Here is a 22,109-nt window from a genome sequence, read left to right as displayed (position 1 = left end):
TCGTCCGGACCCCACGCGGGGGGATGATTCATTTTTGCAAAAGCACACAACAGATTTGGAACGGCCCTTGAAACAGACATTGGCAGACGCGCTTTCCGCGCGTGGATATGACACGCTGACCGCCGTGCAGGACGCGGTGAGCGATCCTGACACCACGGGCCGCGACATGCTGGTGTCGGCGCAGACCGGATCGGGCAAGACGTTGGGCTTCGGTCTGGCCATTGCGCCGACCATTCTGGGCGAGGGCGACGCATTCGACCGCGCCGGCGCCCCGCTGGCCCTGATCATCGCCCCCACGCGCGAACTGGCGATGCAGGTGAAACGCGAACTGGCATGGCTGTATGAAAAGGCCGGCGTGGTCATGGCCTCGACCGTGGGCGGCATGGACATGCGCGACGAACGCCGCGCGCTCGAGCGTGGGGCGCATATCGTCGTGGCCACCCCGGGCCGCCTGCGCGATCACATCATGCGCGGCTCGATCGACCTCTCGGCACTGAAGGCCGTCGTGCTGGACGAAGCGGATGAGATGCTTGACCTCGGCTTTCGCGAAGATCTTGAATTCATTCTTGAAAACGCACCCGAGGATCGCCAGACGCTGCTCTTCTCGGCGACGGTTCCAAAGGCCATCGCCAAGCTGGCCGAACGCTACCAGACCGACGCGCTGCGCATCGCCACCGCGAATGCCGCGACCCAGCACGCCGACATCGAATACCGCGCCCTGCGCGTGGGCCCGCGCGACGTGGAAAACGCCATCATCAACGTGCTGCGCTATTACGAAGCGCCAAACGCCATCGTCTTCTGCAACACCCGCGCGACCGTCAACCGGATGACGACGCGGCTGTCCAATCGCGGCTTCTCGGTCGTGGCGCTGTCGGGCGAATTGACGCAGTCCGAGCGCACCAACGCGCTGCAAGCCATGCGCGACGGCCGGGCGCGGGTCTGCGTGGCGACCGACGTCGCCGCGCGCGGCATCGACCTGCCGAACCTCGAGCTTGTGATCCACGCCGAATTGCCCACCGGATCGGACACCTTGCTGCACCGCTCGGGCCGCACGGGCCGGGCAGGGCGCAAGGGCATCTCGACCCTGATCGTGCCGCCCGCCGCCCGCAAGAAGGCCGACCGCCTGCTGGGCTGGGCGAAACTCTCGGCCGACTGGGGCGATGCGCCCTCGGCCGAAGAGGTGACCGCACGGGATGAGGAGCGGATGCTCGAGCAATTGGGCGACGCTGCCCCGCTTGAGGAAAGCGACGCGGGCATCGTCGGCAAGCTTACCGAGACCTATTCCGCCGAACAGATCGCCACCGCCTATCTGCGGCTCTACCGCGAACGCCACTCGGCCCCGGAGGAGCTGTCGCCCGCGGATGCTCCGGCGAAACCGCGCGAGGCGTTCGGCCCCTCGGTCTGGTTCGCCATTCCCGGTGGACGTGACGCCGAAGCAGAGCCGCGCCGCATCCTGCCGGTGGTCTGCAAGGCGGGCGATCTGTCGCGCGACGATATTGGCGCGATCCGCATCCAGAAAGATGCGTCATACGTGGAAATCCGCGAATCCGCCGTGCCGGGGTTCCTGTCGGCCATCGGGCCGGACATGACCCTTGAGAAGGGCATGAGCGTCACGCAACTGGCCCAGCCGCCCAAGCTTGAGCCGCGCGGCCCGCGCCCGGACAAGCCCCGGTTCGACAAGCCCCGGTTCGACAAGGGGAAATCCGATCGTCCCAAGCCCCATCGTGGATCGGACAAGCCCGACTGGAACGGCAACAGCGACGACGCCCCCCGTAACGTCCCCCGTGACGCCAAATCCGTCAAGCCCAAGACCAAGGGCACGACGACGCCCGTGGACTGGAACGACGCGCCGACGCCGAAGCCCAAAAAGCCCAAACCCGACGCCGCGCGTGCGGACGCACCTGCGTTCAAGAAAAAGCCCCGCCATGGGGGGAAAGCTCCGGCAGGTGACGGCGCGGTGGAACCCTACAAGCCGCGCAAGGCGGCGGCTGGTGATCCCTCAAAACGGGTGAGCCGTCCGGGCGATAAGCCGAAACACGGCGGCGCAAAGGGGCCGACACCGCCCCAGGGCAAGGCATCCAGCAAGAAGAACCGCGCGCGACAGGCGGCGGCCAAGGGTGCCGGTCCAAAGGGCGCGGGCGCCAAGGGTGGTCTGGGGCGGCCCACCGTGAAGAACAAGAAACCCGGCAAACCGCCCCGCGGTCAGAGCTGACCCCCCGAACCCCGGCGCGCGCAACCTGTCGCGGGCCGGGGCCTGGATCGCATCCCAATCCCCCATCATGACGCCGTTCACCCCCGTCCCCGGGGGGGGCGAGCTATTGCCAATCCCCGCCTTGGCATGAGTCCAGTTTCTACAAAAGATTTGACGCAACGCCCGCTGGCTCACTAGGTTGACGGCGCTAAAGCCTGGTTCCGAGACCGGAACAAAAAACAAGGTGACGCATCAACGATAACCAACAGGGGATCACCATGATCAAATCAACCACACGTGCCGTCGTTCTGGGTGCTGTCGCCGCCATGACCGGCTCAACGGCCATGGCCGATGGTCACGCCATCACCGTCGGCTATTTCCTCGAATGGCCGATGCCGTTCCAATACGCCAAGGTCAACGGCGACTACGAAGAGGCGCTGGGCATGGAGGTCAACTGGGTCTCCTTCGACACCGGCACCGCGATGTCGGCGGCCATGGCCTCAGGCGATGTGAACATGTCCGTCAGCCAGGGCGTGCCGCCTTTCGTGGTCGCGACCTCGGCCGGGCAGGATTTGCAGATCCTCGACGTGGCCGTGTCCTATGCGGACAACGACAACTGCGTCGTGCGCTCCGACCTCGAGATCGACAAGAATTCGGCCGAAGACCTTGCCGGGGCCAAGGTGGCCGTGCCGCTGGGCACCGCGGCGCATTACGGCTTCCTGCGCCAGATGGACCACTTCGGCGTCGATCTGACCTCGCTGGAAATCGTCGACATGTCGCCCCCCGATGGTGCGGCAGCGATTGCACAGGGCTCGGTCGACATGATGTGCGGCTGGGGCGGCTCGCTGCGCCGCGCGCTTGAACATGGCAACGTGCTGCTGACGGGCGACGAGAAAACCGAACTGGGCATTCTGGTCTTCGACGTGACCTCTGCCCCCACTGCCTGGGTGGCCGAGAATGAGGACACCGTCGCGAAGTTCCTTGCGGTGACCGCGGAAGCCAACGCCAAGTGGAACTCGGGCGAGCACACCGACGAGATGCTGTCGGTCATCGCGCAGGACGCGGGCATGGACCTTGAAGCCACGCGCGCCACGCTCGACACCTTCGTCTTCCCCCCGGTCGAAGAGCAACTGGGCGAAGCCTGGCTGGGCAGCGCCGCACCGTCCTTCCTGAAAGGGGTGGCGGACGTCTTCGTGGAATCCGGCTCCATCGACGCGGCCCTCGACAGCTATGAGGGCAACATCAACACCGGACCGCTGTCGAGCCTCGACATGTAAGACCACGCAGAAAAGGGCCGCCCGCATCCGCTACGCGGCCCTTTTCGACCAACCTATGCGACCCTGCATCCAACATTCCGACTGAAACAACGGGGGCCCAATGTCCGGATTGGTCATCGACGATATCTCCATGCGGTTCGATTTGCCGAACGGCACCTATGTGCAAGCCCTTCAGGATGTGACGCTCGACATCAAACCGGGCGAAATCATGAGCGTTCTGGGCCCTTCGGGGTGCGGCAAGACCACGCTTTTGAACATCGTTGCGGGGTTTCTGGCCCCCACGGGCGGCGAGACGCGGATCAACGGCCACGTGGTTGAAGGCCCCGACGCCGAGCGCGGCATGGTGTTCCAGCAAGGTGCGCTTTTCGAGTGGATGTCCGTGCGCGACAACGTGAGCTTTGGGCCCCGCATGGCCGGGCGGAAGAAATCCGACTACATGGGCAACGTCGACCATCTGCTCGACGTCGTCGGCCTGCAGGACTTCAAGGAAAAGATGGTCTATGAGCTGTCGGGCGGCATGCAGCAACGTGTGGCGCTGGCCCGATGTCTGGCCAATGACCCTGACGTGATCCTGATGGATGAGCCGCTGGGCGCGCTCGACGCGCTCACGCGTGAGAAGATGCAAAGTCTTGTGCTCAAGCTGTGGAAAGAGACCGGCAAGACGATCATCCTGATCACCCACTCGATCGACGAGGCGTTGCTTCTGGGCGAACGGGTACTGGTCATGGCCCCGCGCCCCGGCCGCATCCACAAGGAATACCGCCTGCCGTTTGCAGAGTTGGGCGTCAACGCCGACCTGCGCGAGGTCAAGGAACACCCAGACTACGCCCCCACACGTGAAGAAATCCTCACGATGATCTGGGACATGGAAGAAGAAATCATGGGTCGCACCGAGGGGGGCGCATAACGATGGCTGGACTTGTTAACCTTCTGTGCACCCGCGACCGTTTGGGTGTCACCACCACCGAGCTTCGCGCCACACCGGTTCCCGATGGACAAAGCGTCGGCGACGGGTTCACCCCGCCCGAAGGGTGTGAGATCGCCACCGGGTGGGAGACGTTCTCATACCAGTTCGGCACGCTCGGCACCGAGCTCTGGACCGAGACGCAAAACGTCTTTCTCGCTGCGATCAACGGGCTGCCCTACATCCTCGGCTATATCCTGCTGATCCTGATGTTCATGTTCGTCTGGCGGGCGATCAAGTCGTTCCTGACGCCGACGCGGGATTTCACCTCGCTCAAGACGGTGACCTTCGGGGATGAAAGCGCCGTGCGCTCCGAGACGGCGGCCTCGATCCTGTCGATCATCTTCATTTTCATCATCTGGGGCACGTTCACCGGATCCTCGCTGATCCCGTCGTTCCTGCACTTGCCGGGGCCCTTCACCGGACAGGAGAGTTTCACCTACACCGTTGAGGACGCCGACGGAAACCGCGACGATGCAGTGGTCTTCGTCAACGTGCTGGACGCCGGCGAAGTGGGCGAACCGGCCGAGATCGACCCCGGCGACGGCTTTGCCAAGAACGACCAGACCGAGATCACGGTCTATCGCAGCGAAATCGTGTCCTGGGACCGCAACGACGACGTGAACCGCCGCGACGATGGTGCACGGATCGTGGCCATCAATGGGCAGGAATTCGAGTTCGACGCCAGTCTGGTGGATGAGGATGGCAATCTGCTGCAGCGCGCGCCGTCCTTCAACTTGGACTTCGCGCGGGTGGCGATCACCGACCGCGGCACCATCAACGTCACCCCCAATCAGGGCTGGCAGATGCAACCGCTGTATCTGCCCGCGCCCGAAGTGGTCTGGGCGCGGTTCATCGACGTGGCGAAATACGGCTACCAGAACGTCTATCTCACCGTTCACCTCGGGTTTTCGTTGTTCCGCGTGATCGTGGGCTTCCTGCTGGGCGCGGCGGTGGGCATTCCGTTGGGTTATGCCATGGGGCTAAGCAACTGGTTCCGCGGCTGGTTCGATCCGATCGTCGAATTCATGCGCCCGGTGCCGCCGCTGGCGCTGATCCCGTTGGTGATCATCTGGTTCGGCATCGGCGAAGTGGGCAAGATCTTTCTGCTGTTTCTTGCCGCGCTCTGGATCATGGCCATCGCGGCGCGGTCGGGGGTGTCCGGCGTGCGGATCACCAAGGTTCACGCGGCCTATTCGCTGGGCGCGTCGCGCTGGCAAATCCTGCGGCACGTGATCATCCCCAACAGCCTGCCGGAAATCTTCACCGGCGCGCGGGTCGCCATGGGTGTCTGCTGGGGCACCGTGGTCGCCGCCGAACTGGTCGCCGCGGAAGAGGGGATCGGCAAGATGATCACCACCGCGTCGAAGTTCCAGAACACCGACATCATCCTGCTCGGCGTGATCATCATCGGCCTTGTGGGCTTCGGCATCGACATGCTGATGCGCTGGGGCGAGCGATACCTCGTGCCGTGGAAGGGCAAAGCTTAGTCCGGCCTCTGGCCGGCGAAAGGTCCAGTGGACCTTTCGTAAGCTTTGCGGGCGGAGCCCCGGGGTGTGCGTGCATCGCGACCAAGCTCGGCGGAAGGTCCAGTGGACCTTCCGTAGGCTTTGCGGGCGGAGCCCCGGGGCAAACGTGTATCGCGAGGAAAATGGCTTTGCGGGCGGAGCCCCGGGGCAAGCGTGCATCGCGACCAAGCTCGGCGAAAGGTCCAGTGGACCTTCCGTAGGCTTTGCGGGCGGAGCCCCGGGGCAAACGTGCATCGCGACGAAAAAAGCTCGCCCGCACAAAAAAGCCCGCCCGCATCTCAGCGGACGGGCCAAACCTTCAACGCCGGTCGATCACTCCCCGAGCTGGTCCGTGATCACCGACGTATGGGCACCCTCGGGCTCTTTCGAGATCACCGGGTCCGAGCCGCCAGCCAGCAGCGTGTCGACCGTCCGCTGGTAGGCGTCCACGTCCAGCGCGCCGGTGCTGCCGTTGGTCAGCTTGGCGACCTCGCTCATCATCCGGGCCTGTGCGGCTTCGGACTGGGCGCCGGTCTCATCGTTGTCCATCACGATCGACGCGGCCTCATCCACGTTCTCCTCGGCGTAGCGCCAGCCGCGCATGGAGGCGCGCACGAAACGCACCATCTTGTCGACGAACTCCGGATCCTCAAGGTTCTCTTCCAGCACGTAAAGCCCGTCTTCCAGCGTCGCGACGCCCTGATCCTCATACAGGAAGGTCACCAGCTCATCCGGGTTCACGCCCGCATCCAGCAGTTGGCCGTATTCGTTGTAGGTCATGGTCGAGATGCAATCCGCTTGACGCTGCAACAGCGGGTCGACGTTGAACCCCTGTTTGAGGACCGTCACGCCCTCTTCTCCGCCATCGGTGGGAATGCCCGCCTGACTCATCCAGCTCAGGAAGGGATATTCATTGCCGAAGAACCACACGCCGATGGTCTTGCCGCGGAAATCCTCGACGGATTCGATGCCGGTGTCCTTCCAGCAGGTCAGCATCAGGCCCGACGCGCCGTAAGGCTGGGCGATGTTGACCACCGGCAACCCCTTTTCCCGCGCGGCCAGCGCGGGCGGCATCCAGTCGATCATCACATCCGCGCCGCCACCGGCCAACACCTGCGGCGGGGCGATGTCCGGACCGCCGGGCAGGATCGTGACGTCAAGCCCTTCTTCTTGGTAAAAGCCCTTATCCAGCGCCACGTAGTAGCCCGCGAACTGCGACTGCACGACCCATTTGGTCTGCAGCGTCACCTCGTCCGCCTGCGCGCCGGTGACGGTCGTGCCCGCCACCCCCGCGGCCAGCGCCGTGATTTTTAGAATGTTCTTCATCTTGACCTCCAATGTCAGGGTTGTGGTGCTTCGGTTGTCCGAAGTCTTGGTTTTATCGCTGTGACGGGTGCCAGAAGGTCACCCGCTTTTCGATCAGGGACATGATCCCATAAAACGCCGATCCCGCAAGCGCGGCGACGACGATCTCGGCCCAGACAAGATCAAGCGCCAGTTGCCCGACCGAGGTCGAGATGCGAAAGCCCATGCCCACGGTGGGTGAGCCGAAGAATTCCGCCACGATAGCACCAATCAGCGCGAGCGTGGTGGCGATCTTCAAGCCGTTGAAGATGAAGGGCAAAGCGGCCGGAAGGCGCAGTTTAAACAGCGTCGGCCAATAGCCCGCGCCATAGGTCCGCATCAGGTCGCGCTGCATCGCGCTGGTGTCTTTCAGGCCGGCGACCGTGTTCACGAGGATCGGGAAGAACACCATGACGCCCACCACGGCGGCCTTGGATTCCCAGTCGCTGCCCAGCCATTTGACGAAGATCGGCGCGGTGCCGACAATGGGCAGGGCCGCCATAAAAGCGCCCACGGGCAGGATGCCGCGCGTCAGGAACGGGCTGCGATCCGCCAGAAGGGCCACGGCAAAGGCGGCCAGCGCGCCGATCACATAGCCCGACATGGCCCCCTTGATGATCGTCTGTTCAAAGTCGGCCCAGAGCAGCGGCAGCGACTCCATGAACCGCACCGCGATGGCCGAGGGCGGCGGCAGGATCACCGCGCTCACCCCCAGCATCCGCACCAGCAATTCCCAGATCACCAGCACCGTGATGCCGAAAAGCGTCGGGATCAACAGACCGTAAAGCCGCGTGTCGCCGCGCGCGGAATGGGCGAGTTTTGTGTTGAGCCACCAGCCGATCAGCCAGATCGCCAAGGCTATGGACCATGCCATCATACCGCGGCCTCCGCCATGCCCATGCGCCGCAGGGTGCGCCGTTCCAGCCAGCTCAGCAAGCCGACCATCAGCGCCGCCGTGATCGCCGCGCCGAACAGCGCAGCCCAGGTCACCAGCGGTTGCCCGTATTGATCGCCCACCAGCATGCGCGCCCCGAAGCCGGCGCGCGCTCCGGTCGGCAGCTCGCCCACGATGGCCCCCACCAGCGCGGCGGAAATGCCGATCTTGAGCGAGGCGAATAGATAGGGCATCGACGCCGGCAGCCGCAGCTTCCAGAACCCCTGATTGGCGCTGGCGTTGTAGGTCCGCAGCAGGTCAAGCTGCATCCCGTCCGGTGAGCGCAGCCCTTTGACCATGCCCACCACCACCGGAAAGAACGACAGATAGGCCGAGATGATCGACTTGGGCAGCAGCCCCTGAATGCCGATGGCCCCCAGCATGACGATGATCATCGGCGCCAGCGCCAGAATGGGAATGGTTTGCGAGGTGATCGCCCAGGGCATCACCGACTTGTCCATCGTCCGGTTGTAGACGATCCCGACCGCCAGCAGAATGCCCAGCGTCGTGCCGATCACAAAGCCCACCAACGTCGCCGAGAGTGTGACCCAGCCGTGATACACCAGCGACCGGCGCGAGGTCGGCGCCTTGGTGAACACCGTCTCGTAAAGCTCGACCGCCACCTGATGCGGAGAGGGCAGGCGCGGCCGGTCCTGCACATAGGTCAACGGGATGATCTGCGGGTTCTTCAGCGCCAACATCAGCCCCGACACGTCCTGCCGGTCAGCCGGAGCCTCGGGTGTCAGCACCATGCCGCCGCGCTGGGCCTGATCCGCGGTCAGATGCGCGTTCATCGGGATCACGGCGAGTGCCCAGACCGCAAGGATGAACCCCACGATGCTGAGCGGCGGGATGAGGTTGCGCAGCCTAGTCATCGCTGTGCCCGGCCCGCAGCCCGTCGCGCACACGGTGGGCGATCTCGATGAACTCCGGCGTATCGCGAATGTCGAGGGGGCGTTCTTTCGGCAGCGGGCTGTCGATCACATCGGCGATGCGGCCCGGACGCGGCGACATCACGACGATCTTGGTGGAGAGATACACCGCCTCGGGGATCGAATGGGTAACGAAGCCGATGGTCTTTTCCGTCCGTGCCCAGAGCTTGAGCAATTGCTCGTTGAGGTGGTCGCGCACGATCTCGTCCAACGCGCCGAAGGGTTCGTCCATCAGCAGAATGTCAGCATCAAACGCCAGCGCACGTGCAATGCTCGCCCGCTGCTGCATCCCGCCGGACAGTTGCCACGGGAACTTCTTCTCGAACCCCGCCAGATCGACCAGCTCCAGCACCCGGCCCACGCGCTCGGCCTGCTCGACCTTGGAAAAGCCCATGATCTCGAGCGGCAGGCGAATATTCCCGCCAATCGTGCGCCAGGGATAAAGCCCCGCCGCCTGAAAAACGTAGCCATAGGCACGGGCACGTCGCGCCTCGTCCGGGGTCATCCCGTTGACGGAAATCTCCCCCGCCGTTGGCGTCTCCAACCCCGCGATGCAGCGCAGAAAGGTCGTCTTGCCGCAGCCCGAAGGCCCGATAAAGCTGACGAAATCGCCCTTGTTGATGTCAAGGTTCACGTCCTTCAGCGCATGAATCGGACCGTCATTGGTCTCAAACGTGAGGTCCAGATGGCGGGCGGTTATGACCGGGGCAGTCACCGCGACTTATACCCCCGTCGCCGGAATGCCAGAACGTTGCACGGGGCGCGGCGCGGTGAGGTCTTTCCATTTGGTGAGCGCCTGATTGGTCATGCCGTTGCCTTCGCGTTTCACGAACTTGCCGTGGCCCTCTTGCGTGCGGATGTCACCGTCATGCACCGCCACATGGCCGCGCGTCAGGGTGAAACGGGGCAGGCCCTTGACCTTCTTGCCCTCGAAGACGTTGTAATCAATGGCCGATTGCTGCGCCTTCGCGGTAATCGTCTTTTCCTTCGCAGGATCCCAGACCACGATATCCGCATCCGCACCGACCAGAATGGCCCCCTTCTTGGGGTAGCAGTTGAGGATCTTCGCGATGTTGGTTGAGGTGACGGCGACGAATTCGTTGGGTGTCAGCCGCCCGGTCTCGACCCCGTGGGTCCAGAGCATCGGCATCCGGTCCTCAAGCCCGCCGGTGCCATTGGGAATCTTGGTGAAATCGTCCACGCCGTAGCGTTTCTGCTCGGTGGTAAAGGCGCAATGGTCCGTGGCGACGACGCTCAGGGACCCGCTTTGCAGACCGGCCCACAGGCTGTCCTGATGCTTCTTGTTGCGGAACGGGGGCGACATGACGCGGCGGGCGGCGTGGTCCCAATCGGTGTTGAAATACTCGCTCTCGTCCAGCGTCAGGTGCTGGATCAAGGGCTCGCCCCAGACGCGCTTGCCTTGCTGGCGCGCGCGGCGGATCGCTTCGTGGCTTTCCTCGCAGGACGTGTGCACCACATAAAGCGGCACGCCCGCCATGTCGGCAATCATGATCGCGCGGTTCGTGGCCTCGCCCTCAACCTGTGAGGGGCGCGAATAGGCGTGCGCCTCGGGTCCTGTATTGCCGTCCGCCAGCAATTTGGCAGACAGTTCCGCCACAACATCGCCGTTCTCGGCATGCACCATGGCAATCCCGCCCAACTCGGCCAGCCGGTTGAAACTGCTGAACATTTCATCATCGTTCACCATCAGCGCACCCTTGTAGGCCAAGAAGTGCTTGAACGTGTTGATGCCGCGATCCTGAATGACGGTCTTCATGTCGTCGAAGACCTGCTCCCCCCACCAGGTCACCGCCATATGGAAGGAATAATCGCAGTTCGCGCGGGTCGATTTGTTGTCCCACCGCTTGATTGCATCCAGTAGGCTCTCGCCCTGGTTGGGCAGACAGAAATCCACCACCATCGTGGTGCCTCCCGCGAGTCCCGCCCGTGTGCCGCTCTCGAAATCATCGGTCGAGTAGGTCCCCATGAACGGCATTTCCAGATGCACATGGGGGTCGATGCCGCCGGGCATGACGTAGCAATCCGTGGCGTCCAACTCTTCATCGCCCTTCAGGTTGGGCCCGATCTCGGTGATCACGCCATCCTCGATCAACACGTCCGCCTTATAGGTCAAATCGTGGGTCACGATGGTTCCGTTCTTGATGACCTTGCTCATCCCTTGTCTCCCTTTATTCATCTGACCCGAAAACTCCGGGGGGTCGCCTTTGGCGACGGGGGCAGAGCCCCCTCAACCGGTTCAACCGGGCACGATCTCCGCCGTCTCCAGCACCGCATGCAGCAGCACGTCCGCGCCGGCTGCGGCCCACTCTTGGCTGATCTCTTCCGCTTCGTGGTGGCTCAATCCGTCCACGCAGGGGCACATGATCATCGCCGTGGGATACAGATCATTGATCCAGCAGGCATCGTGCCCCGCGCCCGAGACGATATCCATATGGCTGTAGCCCAGCCGTTCGGCGGCGTTGCGCACGGCGCGCACGCAGCCCTCATCGAAGGCGGGCGGGTCGAATTGGCCGACGATCTCGCTCGAGAACTCAAGCCCGATCTCTTCGCACAGGCCGGGGGCGCGGGCGTTGAACTCCTCCACCATGGCGTTGAGTTTGTCTAGAAGATGCGTGCGCATGTCGACCGTGAAGACCACCTTGCCGGGGATCACGTTTCGGCTGTTGGGATAGACGTCGATGTGCCCGATGGCGCCCACCGCGTTGGGCTGGTTCTTCATCGCGATCTCGTGCACCAGCTCGGTCACCCGTGCCAGGCCCCGCCCCGCGTTCTTGCGCATATGCATGGGCGTCGATCCGGTGTGGCTTTCCTTGCCAGTCACCGTGCATTCGATCCAGCGCAGGCCCTGCCCGTGGGTGACGACGCCAATATCCTTATCCTCGGCCTCCAGAATGGGGCCCTGTTCGATGTGCAACTCGAAAAAGGCGTGCATCTTGCGGTCGCCGACCTTCTCGTCGCCCTTCCAGCCGATCCGCTCCAACTCGTCACCGAACTTCTTGCCCTTGGCATCCTCGCGGTCATAGGCCCACTGCAGTTCGTGCTTGCCCGCGAAAACCCCCGAGGCGAGCATGGCGGGTGCGAAGCGGGTGCCTTCCTCATTGGTCCAGTTGGTGACCACGATCGGGTGCTTGGTCTTGATGTCGAGGTCGTTCATCGTGCGGATGATTTCCAGCCCGCCCAGAACCCCGAGCACACCGTCATACTTGCCGCCCGTGGGTTGGGTGTCGAGGTGGCTGCCCACATAGACGGGCAGGGCGTCGGGGTCCGTGCCTTCGCGCCGGGCGAACATGTTGCCAATCTCGTCCACGCCCATGGTGCAGCCCGCAGCTTCGCACCATTTTTGGAACAGGTGCCGGCCTTCGCTGTCCTCATCCGTCAACGTCTGGCGGTTGTTGCCGCCGGCCACTCCGGGGCCGATCTTGGCCATCTCCATCAGGCTGTCCCACAGCCGTGCGCCGTTGATTTTCAGATTCTCGCCCATTGCCGGTGTCGCGTCCGCCATGCAGTCCCCCCTTTGACCGACCCCTCCCCGGGCTGGTCCTTGCGATATTTGACCAACTGGTCAAAGGCACGCTAACACGGGTCCGGAACCAGTCAAGGATTTTGCTTACGCTTTCCCGCCGCAGCGTTTAAGGACAGCGCCAATTGACGCAGCCGAGACCGGAACACGTCCCATGCCCAAGGCCGACACACGGATACAAAAGAAGAATCAGGCGGCGATTCTGTCGGCCGCGCTTGTTGTCTTTTCCCAGTTCGGGTTTCGCGGCTCGACCCTTGATCAGGTCGCGGACGAGGCGGGCCTGTCCAAGCCGAACCTGCTGTATTATTTCCCCTCGAAAGAGGCGATCTACACCACGTTGCTGGCGCGGCTTCTGGAAAACTGGCTTGAGCCGCTCAAGAACATCAAGGCCGATGGCGACCCGGTTGAGGAGCTTCTGGCCTATGCCACCCACAAGCTCGAGATGTCGCAGCATTTCCCCCGCGAAAGCCGCCTGTTCGCGAACGAGATCATTCAGGGCGCGCCGCGCATCGGTGAGGTCTTGCGCGGAGAGCTGCGCGAACTGCTCGGCGAGTTGGCTATTGTGATCAACGGCTGGGCAGAGGCCGGGAAAATCCGGCCCGTCGATCCCTATCACCTGATCTTTTCGATCTGGGCCGTGACACAGCACTACGCGGATTTCGACGTGCAGGTGCGCGCGATCCTAGGCGACGCGGACCCGTTCGAGGGCGCCCATGCGCATATCGAAGCGATGCTGCGCGCGCTTCTGACCCCGGCCGGCTCAAACCCGTAGCCCGACAAAAATTGGGCCGATGCGACGCACCGGCCCAGTCGCAGGGAATAACAGTGAACGTTTATTCCGCAGCGGTCGCCGCCGGATTGTTCGGATGGGTCGTCCAGTTGGCGTACTCCGCCTGCACAACTTTGCCGGTGCGCGGGTCCACCGTGCCGGGTTCAAGGGCGACCATGGTGATGCAATCCTCCACCGGGCAGACGTCCACGCACAGGTTGCAGGCCACGCATTCCTCGTCGATGACGGTGAAGGTGCGGTCGTCGGACATGGCAATCGCCTGATGCGATGTATCCTCGCAGGCCGCAAAACAGCGCCCGCACGAGATGCACAGATCCTGATCAATCTGCGCCTTGGCGACGTAATTGAGGTTCAGATACTGCCAGTCGGTGGTGTTCGGCACCGCCGCGCCCATGAAGTCCTGAATGCTCGTGTGGCCCTTTTCGTCCATCCATTGCGACAGGCCAGAGATCATTTCCTGCACGATCTTGAAGCCATAGGTCATGGCCGCCGTGCAGACCTGCACGTTGCCGCAGCCCAGCGTGATGAACTCGGCCGCATCGCGCCAGGTTGTCACGCCGCCGATGCCCGAGATTGGCAGCCCGTGGGTCGCGGGGTTGCGCGCGATCTCTGAAACCATCGACATGGCGATGGGCTTTACTGCCGGCCCGCAATAGCCGCCGTGGGTGCCCTTGCCGTCGATCGACGGCTCCGGCGACATGGTGTCGAGGTTGACCGAGGTGATCGAGTTGATCGTGTTGATCAGGCTCACAGCATCCGCGCCGCCGCGCTTTGCCGCTTCCGCCGGTTTGCGGATGTCGGTGATGTTCGGCGTCAGCTTCACGATCACCGGCCTGGAGTAGTATTTCTTGCACCAGCGGGCGACCATCTCGATGTATTCGGGCACCTGTCCGACGGCCGCACCCATGCCGCGCTCGCTCATCCCGTGGGGGCAGCCGAAGTTCAGCTCGATCCCGTCGGCGCCGGTGTCCTCCACCAGCGGCAGAATGGCCTTCCACGCCTCTTCCTCGCAGGGCACCATGATCGACACGATGATCGCGCGGTCGGGGTAATCGGCCTTCACGCGCTTGATCTCTTCAAGGTTGGTGTAAAGGTCGCGGTCGGTGATCAGCTCGATGTTGTTGATCCCCAGAACCGTGCGATCCTTGCCGTAGATCACGCCATAGCGCGGCCCGTTGACGTTGACGACGGGCGGCCCTTCCGCGCCCAGCGTCTTCCAGACGACCCCGCCCCAGCCCGCCTCGAAGGCGCGGCGGACGTTGTATTCCTTGTCGGTGGGCGGGGCCGAGGCCAGCCAGAAGGGGTTGGGGCTCTTGATGCCCAGAAAGTCCGTTGTCAGATCAGCCATGTCATGCCTCTTTGGTTCGCGTTACCACCCCGCAGACGGGGCCATAGGTCAAAGTTACCGTTGCCCGATCACCACCTGTCCGGCGGAGTGATAGGCATCGTTCTGATAGGTCAGGATCGTCAGCGCGATCTCACCGTTGGAATAGGTCGACTCCATCGACAGGGCGGCCCAGGTCGGCGCGGGCGAGGAAGCCACGCGCAGCACGTGGCCGGCGTCGTGGAACAACACCCGTTCGAAGTGTGGCCCGGCGAGGATCGCATGGGCGCACACCGCGACACCGTTCGAGCAGGTCAGCGTGGTGTCGTAATCCACGCAAAGCTCCGGCGCGCCGTCGCGGTTCAGGTCCGTCAGTACACCGCGCACCGTGCCTGTGGCGGCGCGCAGGTCGTTGGGGTCCAGATCGACCGCGTTTGCGATGTTGATCCATTGCGCTGCGTTGACCTCCACCAGTGTGGTGCCGGTCATGTCACACTCGGCCAGGGCCACCCCGGGCAGAAGTGCTGCGCAAAGGATCGCGGCCGCCTTCATCCCTGCAGGCTCGCATGGATGTCCATCGCCGCATCGCGGCCTTCGGCAACGGCGGTCACCGTCAGGTCGTCCCCGCCCGACGCGCAATCGCCCCCGGCCCAGACCCCGACGCGGCTGGTGCGGCCGGTTTCGTTCACCGCGATCTTGCGGCCCTCAAGCGTCAGCCCCTCGTCGCTGTGCAGGGTTTGACCGATGGCGCGGAACACCTGATCGGCGGGCAGGCGGATCGTCTCTCCGGTGCCTTTAAGCGTGCCGCCCTCGGTGCTGGTGTATTCCAGCTCGATCTCGGCCGAGGTGCCGTTGCCGTGAATGGCGCGCGGCATCACGTTGAACAGCAATTTCACCCCGCTGGAGGCCGCAAGATCCTGTTCGTAGCGGCTGGCGCTCATGGCGTCGCGGCCCCGGCGATAGGCGATGGTCACATTGTCCGCGCCCAGCAGTTTCGACTGCACGGCGGCGTCCACGGCGGTCATGCCGCCGCCGATCACCACCACGTTGCGGCCCACAGGCAGGGCGGACAGATCATCGGACTGGCGCAGGGTGCGGATAAATGACACCGCATCCTCTACGCCGCCCTTGTCGTCGCCCTCGACCGAGAGGGCGTTCACGCCACCCAGGCCCATGCCAAGGAACACCGCCGAGAAATCCTTCTCGAGGTCGTCAAGCGCGATGTCGCGGCCCAGCACCATCTCGTTGCGGATCTCGATACCGCCGATGGAGCACAGCCACTCCGCCTCGCGGGCGGCGAAATCCTCTGTCGATTTATAGGCGGCGATGCCGTATTCGTTCAGGCCTCCGGGCTTGGGCATGGCGTCGAAGACCACCACATCATGGCCCAGAACCGCCAGACGGTGGGCGCAGGACAGCCCCGCCGGACCCGCACCCACCACCGCGATCTTGTGGCCGGTGGACGGCGCGCGGGTGAACGGCATCTCGCCCTTGGCCATCAATGTATCGGTGGCATAGCGCTGCAGGCGGCCGATCTCGACCGGCTTGCCTTCGGCCAGTTCGCGCACGCAGGCCTCTTCGCACAGATCCTCGGTCGGGCAGACACGGGCGCACATGCCACCCAGAATGTTCATGTCGAAAATGGTCTTGGCCGCCGCCTCGGGCGTGTCTGTCGCGATCTGGCGGATGAACAGCGGAATGTCGATGTCCGTGGGGCAGGCGGTGATGCAGGGCGCATCGTGGCAGAAGTAGCAGCGGTCGGCGGCCACCATGGCTTCATGGCGATCCAGCGGCGCATGCAGATCGGCGAAATTCTTGGCCAATTCGTCCGAGCCAAGGCGCTGGGCGGCGATTCCGGGGGTGTAAGGCGAATTCATAAGGACTCCGTCGTCAATCATGGCAATCACCTTTGCACAGTTTATTTTTTTATCAAACGGTAAAATTTTGAAATTTTGCGGGCAAGATTTTTGCTTATCTTTCAATGGACCGTGGCTGAAATTTCCGTAAGGTGGGGGCGAAATCATCCCAAATCAGACAGAAGTGAGACCGCCCATGACCGCCTATGCCATCGTTCAGATCGACGTTCACGACGCCGAGGAATACGCGAAATATGCCAAGCTTGCCGGCCCCGCCGTCGAGAAGTTCGGCGGTGAATTTTTGGCCCGTGGCGGTGAGACGGAAGTGATGGAAGGCACCAGCCGGGCGCGCAACGTGCTGATCAAGTTCCCCGACATGGAAACCGCGAAAGAGTTCTACAACTCGCCCGACTATCAAGAGGCGCTGGAATACGCGCTGCCGGTGGCGGACCGCGACTACAAGATCGTCCAAGGGGTCTGACCCGCCGTGCCGCGGGGCGCGCGCCCCGCGGTTTGACGAGAAGTAACTTCAAATTTAAGGCGATTTTGTCCGGTTGCCCTTGAGGGTAGGCTGAAACTCACTCAAAAAGGGCGGGTTATCCGGCCCCAAGATCAGGAGTTCGCGTGTCCCTCTTCCTTATCGTCGCCTTGCCATTTCTGGGCGCGTTGCTGCCCGGTTTGATGAATTCTGCCGGGCGTCAGGCCGTCGGCGGCGTGACGTTCATGGTCACCCTGACCGCTTTCGTGGGCCTGCTGACCAATCTGCCCGCCGTTTTGGCAGGCGAGGTCGTGCAGACCGGGTTCAACTGGATTCCCGCGCTGGGTCTGAACGTGACCCTGATGCTCGACGGGCTGGGCTTCTTCTTCGCGACGCTGATCCTGGGCATCGGCTTGCTGATCATCGCCTACGGGCGCTTCTACCTCTCGCGTGACGACAACATGGGTGAGTTCTTCACCTACCTGTTGTTGTTCCAGGGCGCGATGGTGGGGATCGTGCTGTCGGACAACATCTTGCTTTTGCTTATTTTCTGGGAGCTGACGTCACTCTCGTCTTTCCTGTTGATCGGCTATTGGAAGCATCTGGAGGCAGGGCGGCAGGGCGCGCGGATGGCGCTTGCGGTGACCGGCATGGGCGGGCTTGTGATGATCGCGGGGATGCTGATCCTTGGCAATATCGTGGGCTCTTACGACCTGAGCGTGATCCTGCAAGAGCGTGAGGCCATTCAGGCCGACCCGATGTATCTGCCCGCGCTGTTCCTGATCCTGATCGGGGCCTTCACCAAGTCCGCACAGTTCCCGTTCCACTTCTGGCTGCCCCACGCGATGGCCGCACCGACGCCTGTCTCGGCCTATCTGCACTCGGCCACGATGGTCAAAGCCGGGATCTTCCTGCTCGCCCGCACGTGGCCCGTCCTCTCGGGGACGCCGGAGTGGTTCTATATCGTGACCACCGCCGGTTTGGTGACGATGATCCTTGGCGCGGTGATCGCGCTGTTCAAACATGACCTCAAGGCGCTTCTGGCCTTCTCCACCGTGTCGCATCTGGGGTTGATCACCATGTTGCTGGGCACCGGCACCGCGTTCGGGGCCTTCGCGGCGGTGTTCCACATCCTAAACCATGCCACGTTCAAGGCGGCGCTTTTCATGTCCGCAGGGATCATCGATCACGAGACCGGGACCCGCGACATCCGCATCCTTGGCGGGCTGCGGCACCTGATGCCGATCACCTTCGTCATCGCCACGCTCGCAGCGCTGTCGATGGCGGGGATTCCGCTGCTCAACGGGTTCCTCTCGAAAGAGATGATGCTCGAAGAGATGGGCCACACCGCGCTCTTCGGGCCGGACTGGCTGGTGCCTGTGCTGGTGACCGTCGGCTCGCTTTTCTCGGCGGCCTATTGTTTCCGGCTGATCGCGCACACCTTCCTCGGGGGCAAGCGCGACCCCGAGAGCTACCCCGCCCAGCCCCATGATCCCGGCGCGGGCCTCTGGCTGCCGCCCGCGATCCTTGTGGTGCTGGTCGTGCTGATCGGCGTGGCACCGTTTCTGGTCGAGGATTTCGTCAAACTGGTCACGGCGTCGGTGCTGGGCATCGCGGCCGAGGTGCCCGATGCGCATATCAAGATCTGGCACGGGCTGGTGCCCGCGCTTTATATGTCGATCATCGCGGTGGTCGGCGGGCTGATCCTGCTGGCGCTGTTCCGGCCCCTGTCCCGCGCGTGGGAGGCCACCCCGCGCCCCGAGGCGAAGACCATCTTCGACGGCATCATCGCCGCTTTCGTTGCCCTGTCGCGCGGGCTGATCCATCCGTTGCACAACGGCGCGTTCACCCGCTACGCGATGATCTTCGGCGTCGCGGTGACGGCGGCCGGGTATCACGCCTGGACCACCGGCGTGCTGGGCGACGCGACCCGCACAGTGCAGCCGGCTGGCTGGGTCGAGATCGCGGGCTGGCTGATGCTGGTGATCGCGGCGGTGGGTCTGGCCTCGATGCATCACAACCGGCTGCTGGCGCTGATCCTGATCGGCATCGTCGGGCTGATCGTGTCCATCGGCTTCGTGTTCTTCAGCGCGCCCGACCTTGCGATGACGCAGATCACCGTCGAGGTGGTGACGATCATCCTGATGCTGCTGGCGCTCAACTTCCTGCCCAATCACACCCCGCTTGAGACCTCGTTCCTGCGGCGGGTGCGCGATGTGACCGTGGCCGGTGCGGCGGGGCTGGCGGCCATGGCGCTGTCCTATCACTACCTGCTGCGCGATGCGGTCACGACGCCGATTTCCGAATTTCACCTTGCCAATTCCTACAAGGGCGGCGGCGGCACCAACGTGGTGAACGTCATCCTTGTGGATTTCCGGGGCTTCGACACCTTTGGCGAGATCATCGTGCTGGGCATCGCCGCCCTGCTGATCTTTGCCCTGACCGAGGCGCTGCTGAACGGTCCGGTGCGGGCGCGTCTGCTCAACCGGGTGCCGGACAAGCCGCTCTCGGGCACCCAGCACCCGATGATGATGGTCGTGCTGACGCGGGTGATCTTCCCGGTGGTGCTGCTGGTGGGCTTCTACATCTTCCTGCGCGGCCACAACGAACCGGGCGGCGGCTTCATCGCGGGGCTGATCGTGTCCATCGGCGTGGTCATGCAATATATGGCCAGCGGCTTTGGTTGGGCCGAGGATCGCGTGCGCTTCCCCTATCACGGGGTGATCGGCGCGGGCGTGCTTGTCGCCGGGCTCACCGGGATCGGCGCGTGGTTCGTGGGCAAGCCCTTCCTGACCTCGGATTTCACCTATGTGCGCATTCCGCCGTTCGACAAATTCGAGCTTGCCACCGCCGCGCTGTTCGATCTGGGCGTGTTCCTTGCGGTGCTGGGCGCGGTGATGCTGTCGCTTGAAAGTTTCTCGCGTCTGGCCCGGCGGGCCCATGTGAAAGACAGCGAGAACCCGATGGATATTGACCCGTCGCGCACGAGCAACCAAAACCCCGCCGAAGTGGACATCAAAGGACCGGACACGCCGGTCGGGGAGGGTGCGTAGAATGGAAGTTCTGGTTGCCTCGGCGGTGGGGATCCTCACCTCTGCCGGATTTTACCTCGTGTTGCGGTTGCGCACCTTTCCGGTGATCCTTGGCATGTCGCTACTGACCTATGCGGTGAACGTGTTCCTGTTCGCCTCGGGCCAGTTGACCGTCGGCTCGGCGCCGATCCTGCGCGACGGGGTCGCGGCCTACGCCGACCCGTTGCCGCAGGCGCTTGTCCTGACCGCGATCGTGATCTCGTTCGGGATGACGGCTGTGGTCGTGATGATTGCGCTGGGCAGCTATCTGGGGGCCGATGACGATTTTGTCGACGATCTGGCGAACCCCGCCGATGCCCCTTCGGACGCGGAGGAGCGCCCGTGACCCATTGGCTGATCGCCCCCGTCGTGCTGCCGGCCATGCTGGCGCCCTTCATCGTGCTCGCCGCGCGGTTCCATATTGGCATCCAGCGGGTGTTTTCGGTCGCCGGTGTCGCCGCGCTGATCGCCATCGCCATTGCGCTGGCGTGGCAGACCGGCGACGGCACCATCCTGCTGTATCAGCTTGGCGACTGGGCCGCGCCCTTCGGCATCGTGCTGGTGGGCGACCGGCTGGCCACGCTGATGGTGCTGCTGACCGCCGTGCTTGCGCTTTTCGTGCTGCTCTACGCCATCGGCTCGAAATGGGACGAACGCGGGCGGCACTTCCACGCGTTGTTCCAGTTCCAGCTCATGGGGATCATGGGGGCCTTCCTGACGGGCGACGCCTTCAACTTGTTCGTGTTTTTCGAGGTGATGTTGATCGCCTCATACGGGTTGATGATCCACGGCGGCGGCAATGTGCGCCTGCGGGCGGGGGTGCAATATGTGCTCTACAACCTGCTGGCCTCGACCCTGTTTCTTTTCGCGCTCGGCTCGCTTTACGCCGAGACGGGGACGCTCAACATGGCCGATCTGGCGCAGCGCGTCGCCCTGATCGGAGAGGGCGGAACGGCGGGCATCCGCGTCGCTGCGGTCCTGCTGCTGCTGGTCTTCGCGATCAAGGCCGCGCTGGTGCCGCTGCATTTCTGGCTGCCCTCCAGCTACGCCGAAGCCCCCGGACCGGTGGCGGCTTTCTTCGCGATCATGACCAAGGTGGGCGCCTATGCGATCATCCGCGTCTATACGCTGATCTTCCCGCCCGAGCTGGACGCCACGGCGAACCTGTTCGATGTCTGGCTGATGCCCGTGGCGCTGCTGACGCTCGCGCTCGGGATGTTCGGCGTGCTGGCGGCGCGCAAGCTAGATCGGCTGGTGGCCTTCGCGGTGATCGGCTCCATGGGCATGGTGATGATCCCGGTGGCGCTGTTCACCCATGCGGGCCTGACGGCGGCGCTCTATTACATCGTGCATTCCACGCTGGTGGGCGGCGCGCTGTTCCTGCTGGTGGATCTGGTGCGCTACAGCCGCCCGCATCTGCACTTCACCACCACCGGCCCCGTGGCGGGCACCGCGCTGGTCTCGGGGCTGTTCTTCGTCGCCGCCATCGGCATGGTCGGCCTGCCGCCCCTGTCGGGCTTTCTTGGCAAGCTGCTGATCCTTGATGCCGCCCGCGATCATGGGCTGGCCACGGTGATCTGGGCTGTGGTTCTGGGCACCAGCCTGATCTCGCTCGTGGGGTTCGCCCGCGCTGGCAGCACCCTGTTCTGGAAAGCGCACAGCGTGACGCCGCCGGAAGAAGAGGGCGACGAAGCGCCCAAGGTGCCGCTGCCCAGCCGACTGACCTTCGTGGCCGTGGGCGGGCTGCTGGCGTTGCTTCTCGCCCATACGGTCTTTGCCGGTTTCGCCTATGACTATCTGTCCGCCACCGCCGATCAACTGCTGGCACCCGACGCCTATCTCTCGACCGTGCTCGAGACCGAGGGCAAGCTGAGCACCCCAACGGCAAAGGATCACTGA

General features: G+C 63.8%; 18 protein-coding genes. 9 read left to right on the top strand and 9 right to left on the bottom strand.

Features of this window, described 5'->3' with window-relative positions:
* Positions 1-67 precede the first annotated feature (67 nt).
* The 4 genes from DC363_RS05140 (at position 68) to DC363_RS05125 (ending at position 5,922) form a co-directional block, all read left to right on the top strand.
* Entirely contained in the window at positions 68-2,212 is a 2,145-nt protein-coding gene (locus DC363_RS05140; protein ID WP_108640311.1) for a DEAD/DEAH box helicase, read from the top strand.
* 257 nt (positions 2,213-2,469) lie between these two features.
* Entirely contained in the window at positions 2,470-3,468 is a 999-nt protein-coding gene (locus DC363_RS05135; RefSeq protein ID WP_108640063.1) for a taurine ABC transporter substrate-binding protein, read from the top strand.
* A 100-nt stretch (positions 3,469-3,568) separates the two neighbouring features.
* Positions 3,569-4,375 (top strand): ABC transporter ATP-binding protein, encoded by an 807-nt coding sequence (locus DC363_RS05130; RefSeq protein ID WP_108640062.1) that lies wholly within the window; start codon positions 3,569-3,571, stop codon positions 4,373-4,375.
* Between the two features lie 2 nt (positions 4,376-4,377).
* Positions 4,378-5,922 (top strand): ABC transporter permease, encoded by a 1,545-nt coding sequence (locus DC363_RS05125; protein ID WP_108640061.1) that lies wholly within the window; start codon positions 4,378-4,380, stop codon positions 5,920-5,922.
* 351 nt (positions 5,923-6,273) lie between these two features.
* Here DC363_RS05125 and DC363_RS05120 read toward each other — a convergent pair whose 3' ends face one another.
* The 6 genes from DC363_RS05120 to DC363_RS05095 form a co-directional block, all read right to left on the bottom strand.
* Positions 6,274-7,266, bottom strand: a complete 993-nt coding sequence (locus tag DC363_RS05120) for an ABC transporter substrate-binding protein (protein ID WP_108640310.1) — start codon at positions 7,264-7,266, stop codon at positions 6,274-6,276.
* Positions 7,267-7,318: 52 nt separating this feature from the next.
* Positions 7,319-8,158 carry an ABC transporter permease gene (locus tag DC363_RS05115; protein ID WP_108640309.1) on the bottom strand — a complete coding sequence of 280 codons (840 nt, stop codon included), beginning with the start codon at positions 8,156-8,158 and terminating at the stop codon, positions 7,319-7,321.
* The gene (locus DC363_RS05110) at positions 8,158-9,093 is read right to left on the bottom strand and encodes an ABC transporter permease (protein WP_196778377.1); all 936 of its coding nucleotides are present in this window, start codon (positions 9,091-9,093) and stop codon (positions 8,158-8,160) included. Before DC363_RS05110 ends, DC363_RS05115 begins: the two co-directional genes overlap by 1 nt.
* Positions 9,086-9,865, bottom strand: a complete 780-nt coding sequence (locus DC363_RS05105; RefSeq protein ID WP_108640060.1) for an ABC transporter ATP-binding protein — start codon at positions 9,863-9,865, stop codon at positions 9,086-9,088. Before DC363_RS05105 ends, DC363_RS05110 begins: the two co-directional genes overlap by 8 nt.
* 6 nt (positions 9,866-9,871) lie before the next feature.
* Positions 9,872-11,326 (bottom strand): dihydropyrimidinase, encoded by a 1,455-nt coding sequence (gene hydA, locus DC363_RS05100; RefSeq protein ID WP_108640059.1) that lies wholly within the window; start codon positions 11,324-11,326, stop codon positions 9,872-9,874.
* Positions 11,327-11,407: 81 nt separating this feature from the next.
* The gene (locus tag DC363_RS05095) at positions 11,408-12,673 is read right to left on the bottom strand and encodes a Zn-dependent hydrolase (protein ID WP_196778376.1); all 1,266 of its coding nucleotides are present in this window, start codon (positions 12,671-12,673) and stop codon (positions 11,408-11,410) included.
* Between the two features lie 172 nt (positions 12,674-12,845).
* Here DC363_RS05095 and DC363_RS05090 point away from each other — a divergent pair, with 172 nt between their 5' ends.
* The gene (locus DC363_RS05090; RefSeq protein ID WP_108640058.1) at positions 12,846-13,463 is read left to right on the top strand and encodes a TetR family transcriptional regulator C-terminal domain-containing protein; all 618 of its coding nucleotides are present in this window, start codon (positions 12,846-12,848) and stop codon (positions 13,461-13,463) included.
* A gap of 61 nt (positions 13,464-13,524) precedes the next feature.
* Here DC363_RS05090 and preA read toward each other — a convergent pair whose 3' ends face one another.
* The 3 genes from preA to DC363_RS05075 are packed head-to-tail and all read right to left on the bottom strand — an operon-like array spanning position 13,525 to position 16,682.
* Positions 13,525-14,829 carry an NAD-dependent dihydropyrimidine dehydrogenase subunit PreA gene (preA, locus tag DC363_RS05085; protein ID WP_108640057.1) on the bottom strand — a complete coding sequence of 435 codons (1,305 nt, stop codon included), beginning with the start codon at positions 14,827-14,829 and terminating at the stop codon, positions 13,525-13,527.
* 54 nt (positions 14,830-14,883) lie between these two features.
* Positions 14,884-15,294, bottom strand: coding sequence for a hypothetical protein (locus tag DC363_RS05080; protein ID WP_158270833.1), 411 nt, complete (start codon positions 15,292-15,294; stop codon positions 14,884-14,886).
* Between the two features lie 59 nt (positions 15,295-15,353).
* Complete coding sequence (locus tag DC363_RS05075; protein WP_108640306.1) at positions 15,354-16,682, bottom strand: NAD(P)-dependent oxidoreductase; 1,329 nt, start codon at positions 16,680-16,682, stop codon at positions 15,354-15,356.
* 175 nt (positions 16,683-16,857) lie between these two features.
* Between DC363_RS05075 and DC363_RS05070 the strand changes: the two genes are divergently transcribed.
* The 4 genes from DC363_RS05070 to DC363_RS05055 all read left to right on the top strand — a co-directional run bounded on the left by DC363_RS05070 (position 16,858) and on the right by DC363_RS05055 (position 22,109).
* Positions 16,858-17,142 carry a DUF1330 domain-containing protein gene (locus DC363_RS05070; RefSeq protein WP_108640055.1) on the top strand — a complete coding sequence of 95 codons (285 nt, stop codon included), beginning with the start codon at positions 16,858-16,860 and terminating at the stop codon, positions 17,140-17,142.
* A 143-nt stretch (positions 17,143-17,285) separates the two neighbouring features.
* Positions 17,286-20,192 carry a monovalent cation/H+ antiporter subunit A gene (locus tag DC363_RS05065; protein WP_108640054.1) on the top strand — a complete coding sequence of 969 codons (2,907 nt, stop codon included), beginning with the start codon at positions 17,286-17,288 and terminating at the stop codon, positions 20,190-20,192.
* 1 nt (position 20,193) lies between these two features.
* Entirely contained in the window at positions 20,194-20,556 is a 363-nt protein-coding gene (locus DC363_RS05060) for a Na+/H+ antiporter subunit C (RefSeq protein WP_108640053.1), read from the top strand.
* The gene (locus DC363_RS05055) at positions 20,553-22,109 is read left to right on the top strand and encodes a monovalent cation/H+ antiporter subunit D (protein ID WP_108640052.1); all 1,557 of its coding nucleotides are present in this window, start codon (positions 20,553-20,555) and stop codon (positions 22,107-22,109) included. The genes DC363_RS05060 and DC363_RS05055 overlap by 4 nt, the downstream gene beginning before the upstream one ends.

It is taken from the genome of Thalassorhabdomicrobium marinisediminis (assembly GCF_003072065.1).
Classification (GTDB): domain Bacteria; phylum Pseudomonadota; class Alphaproteobacteria; order Rhodobacterales; family Rhodobacteraceae; genus Octadecabacter; species Octadecabacter marinisediminis.
The sequence above is the reverse complement of the archived record's forward strand: the minus strand, read 5'-3'. Positions and strand labels throughout refer to the sequence as shown.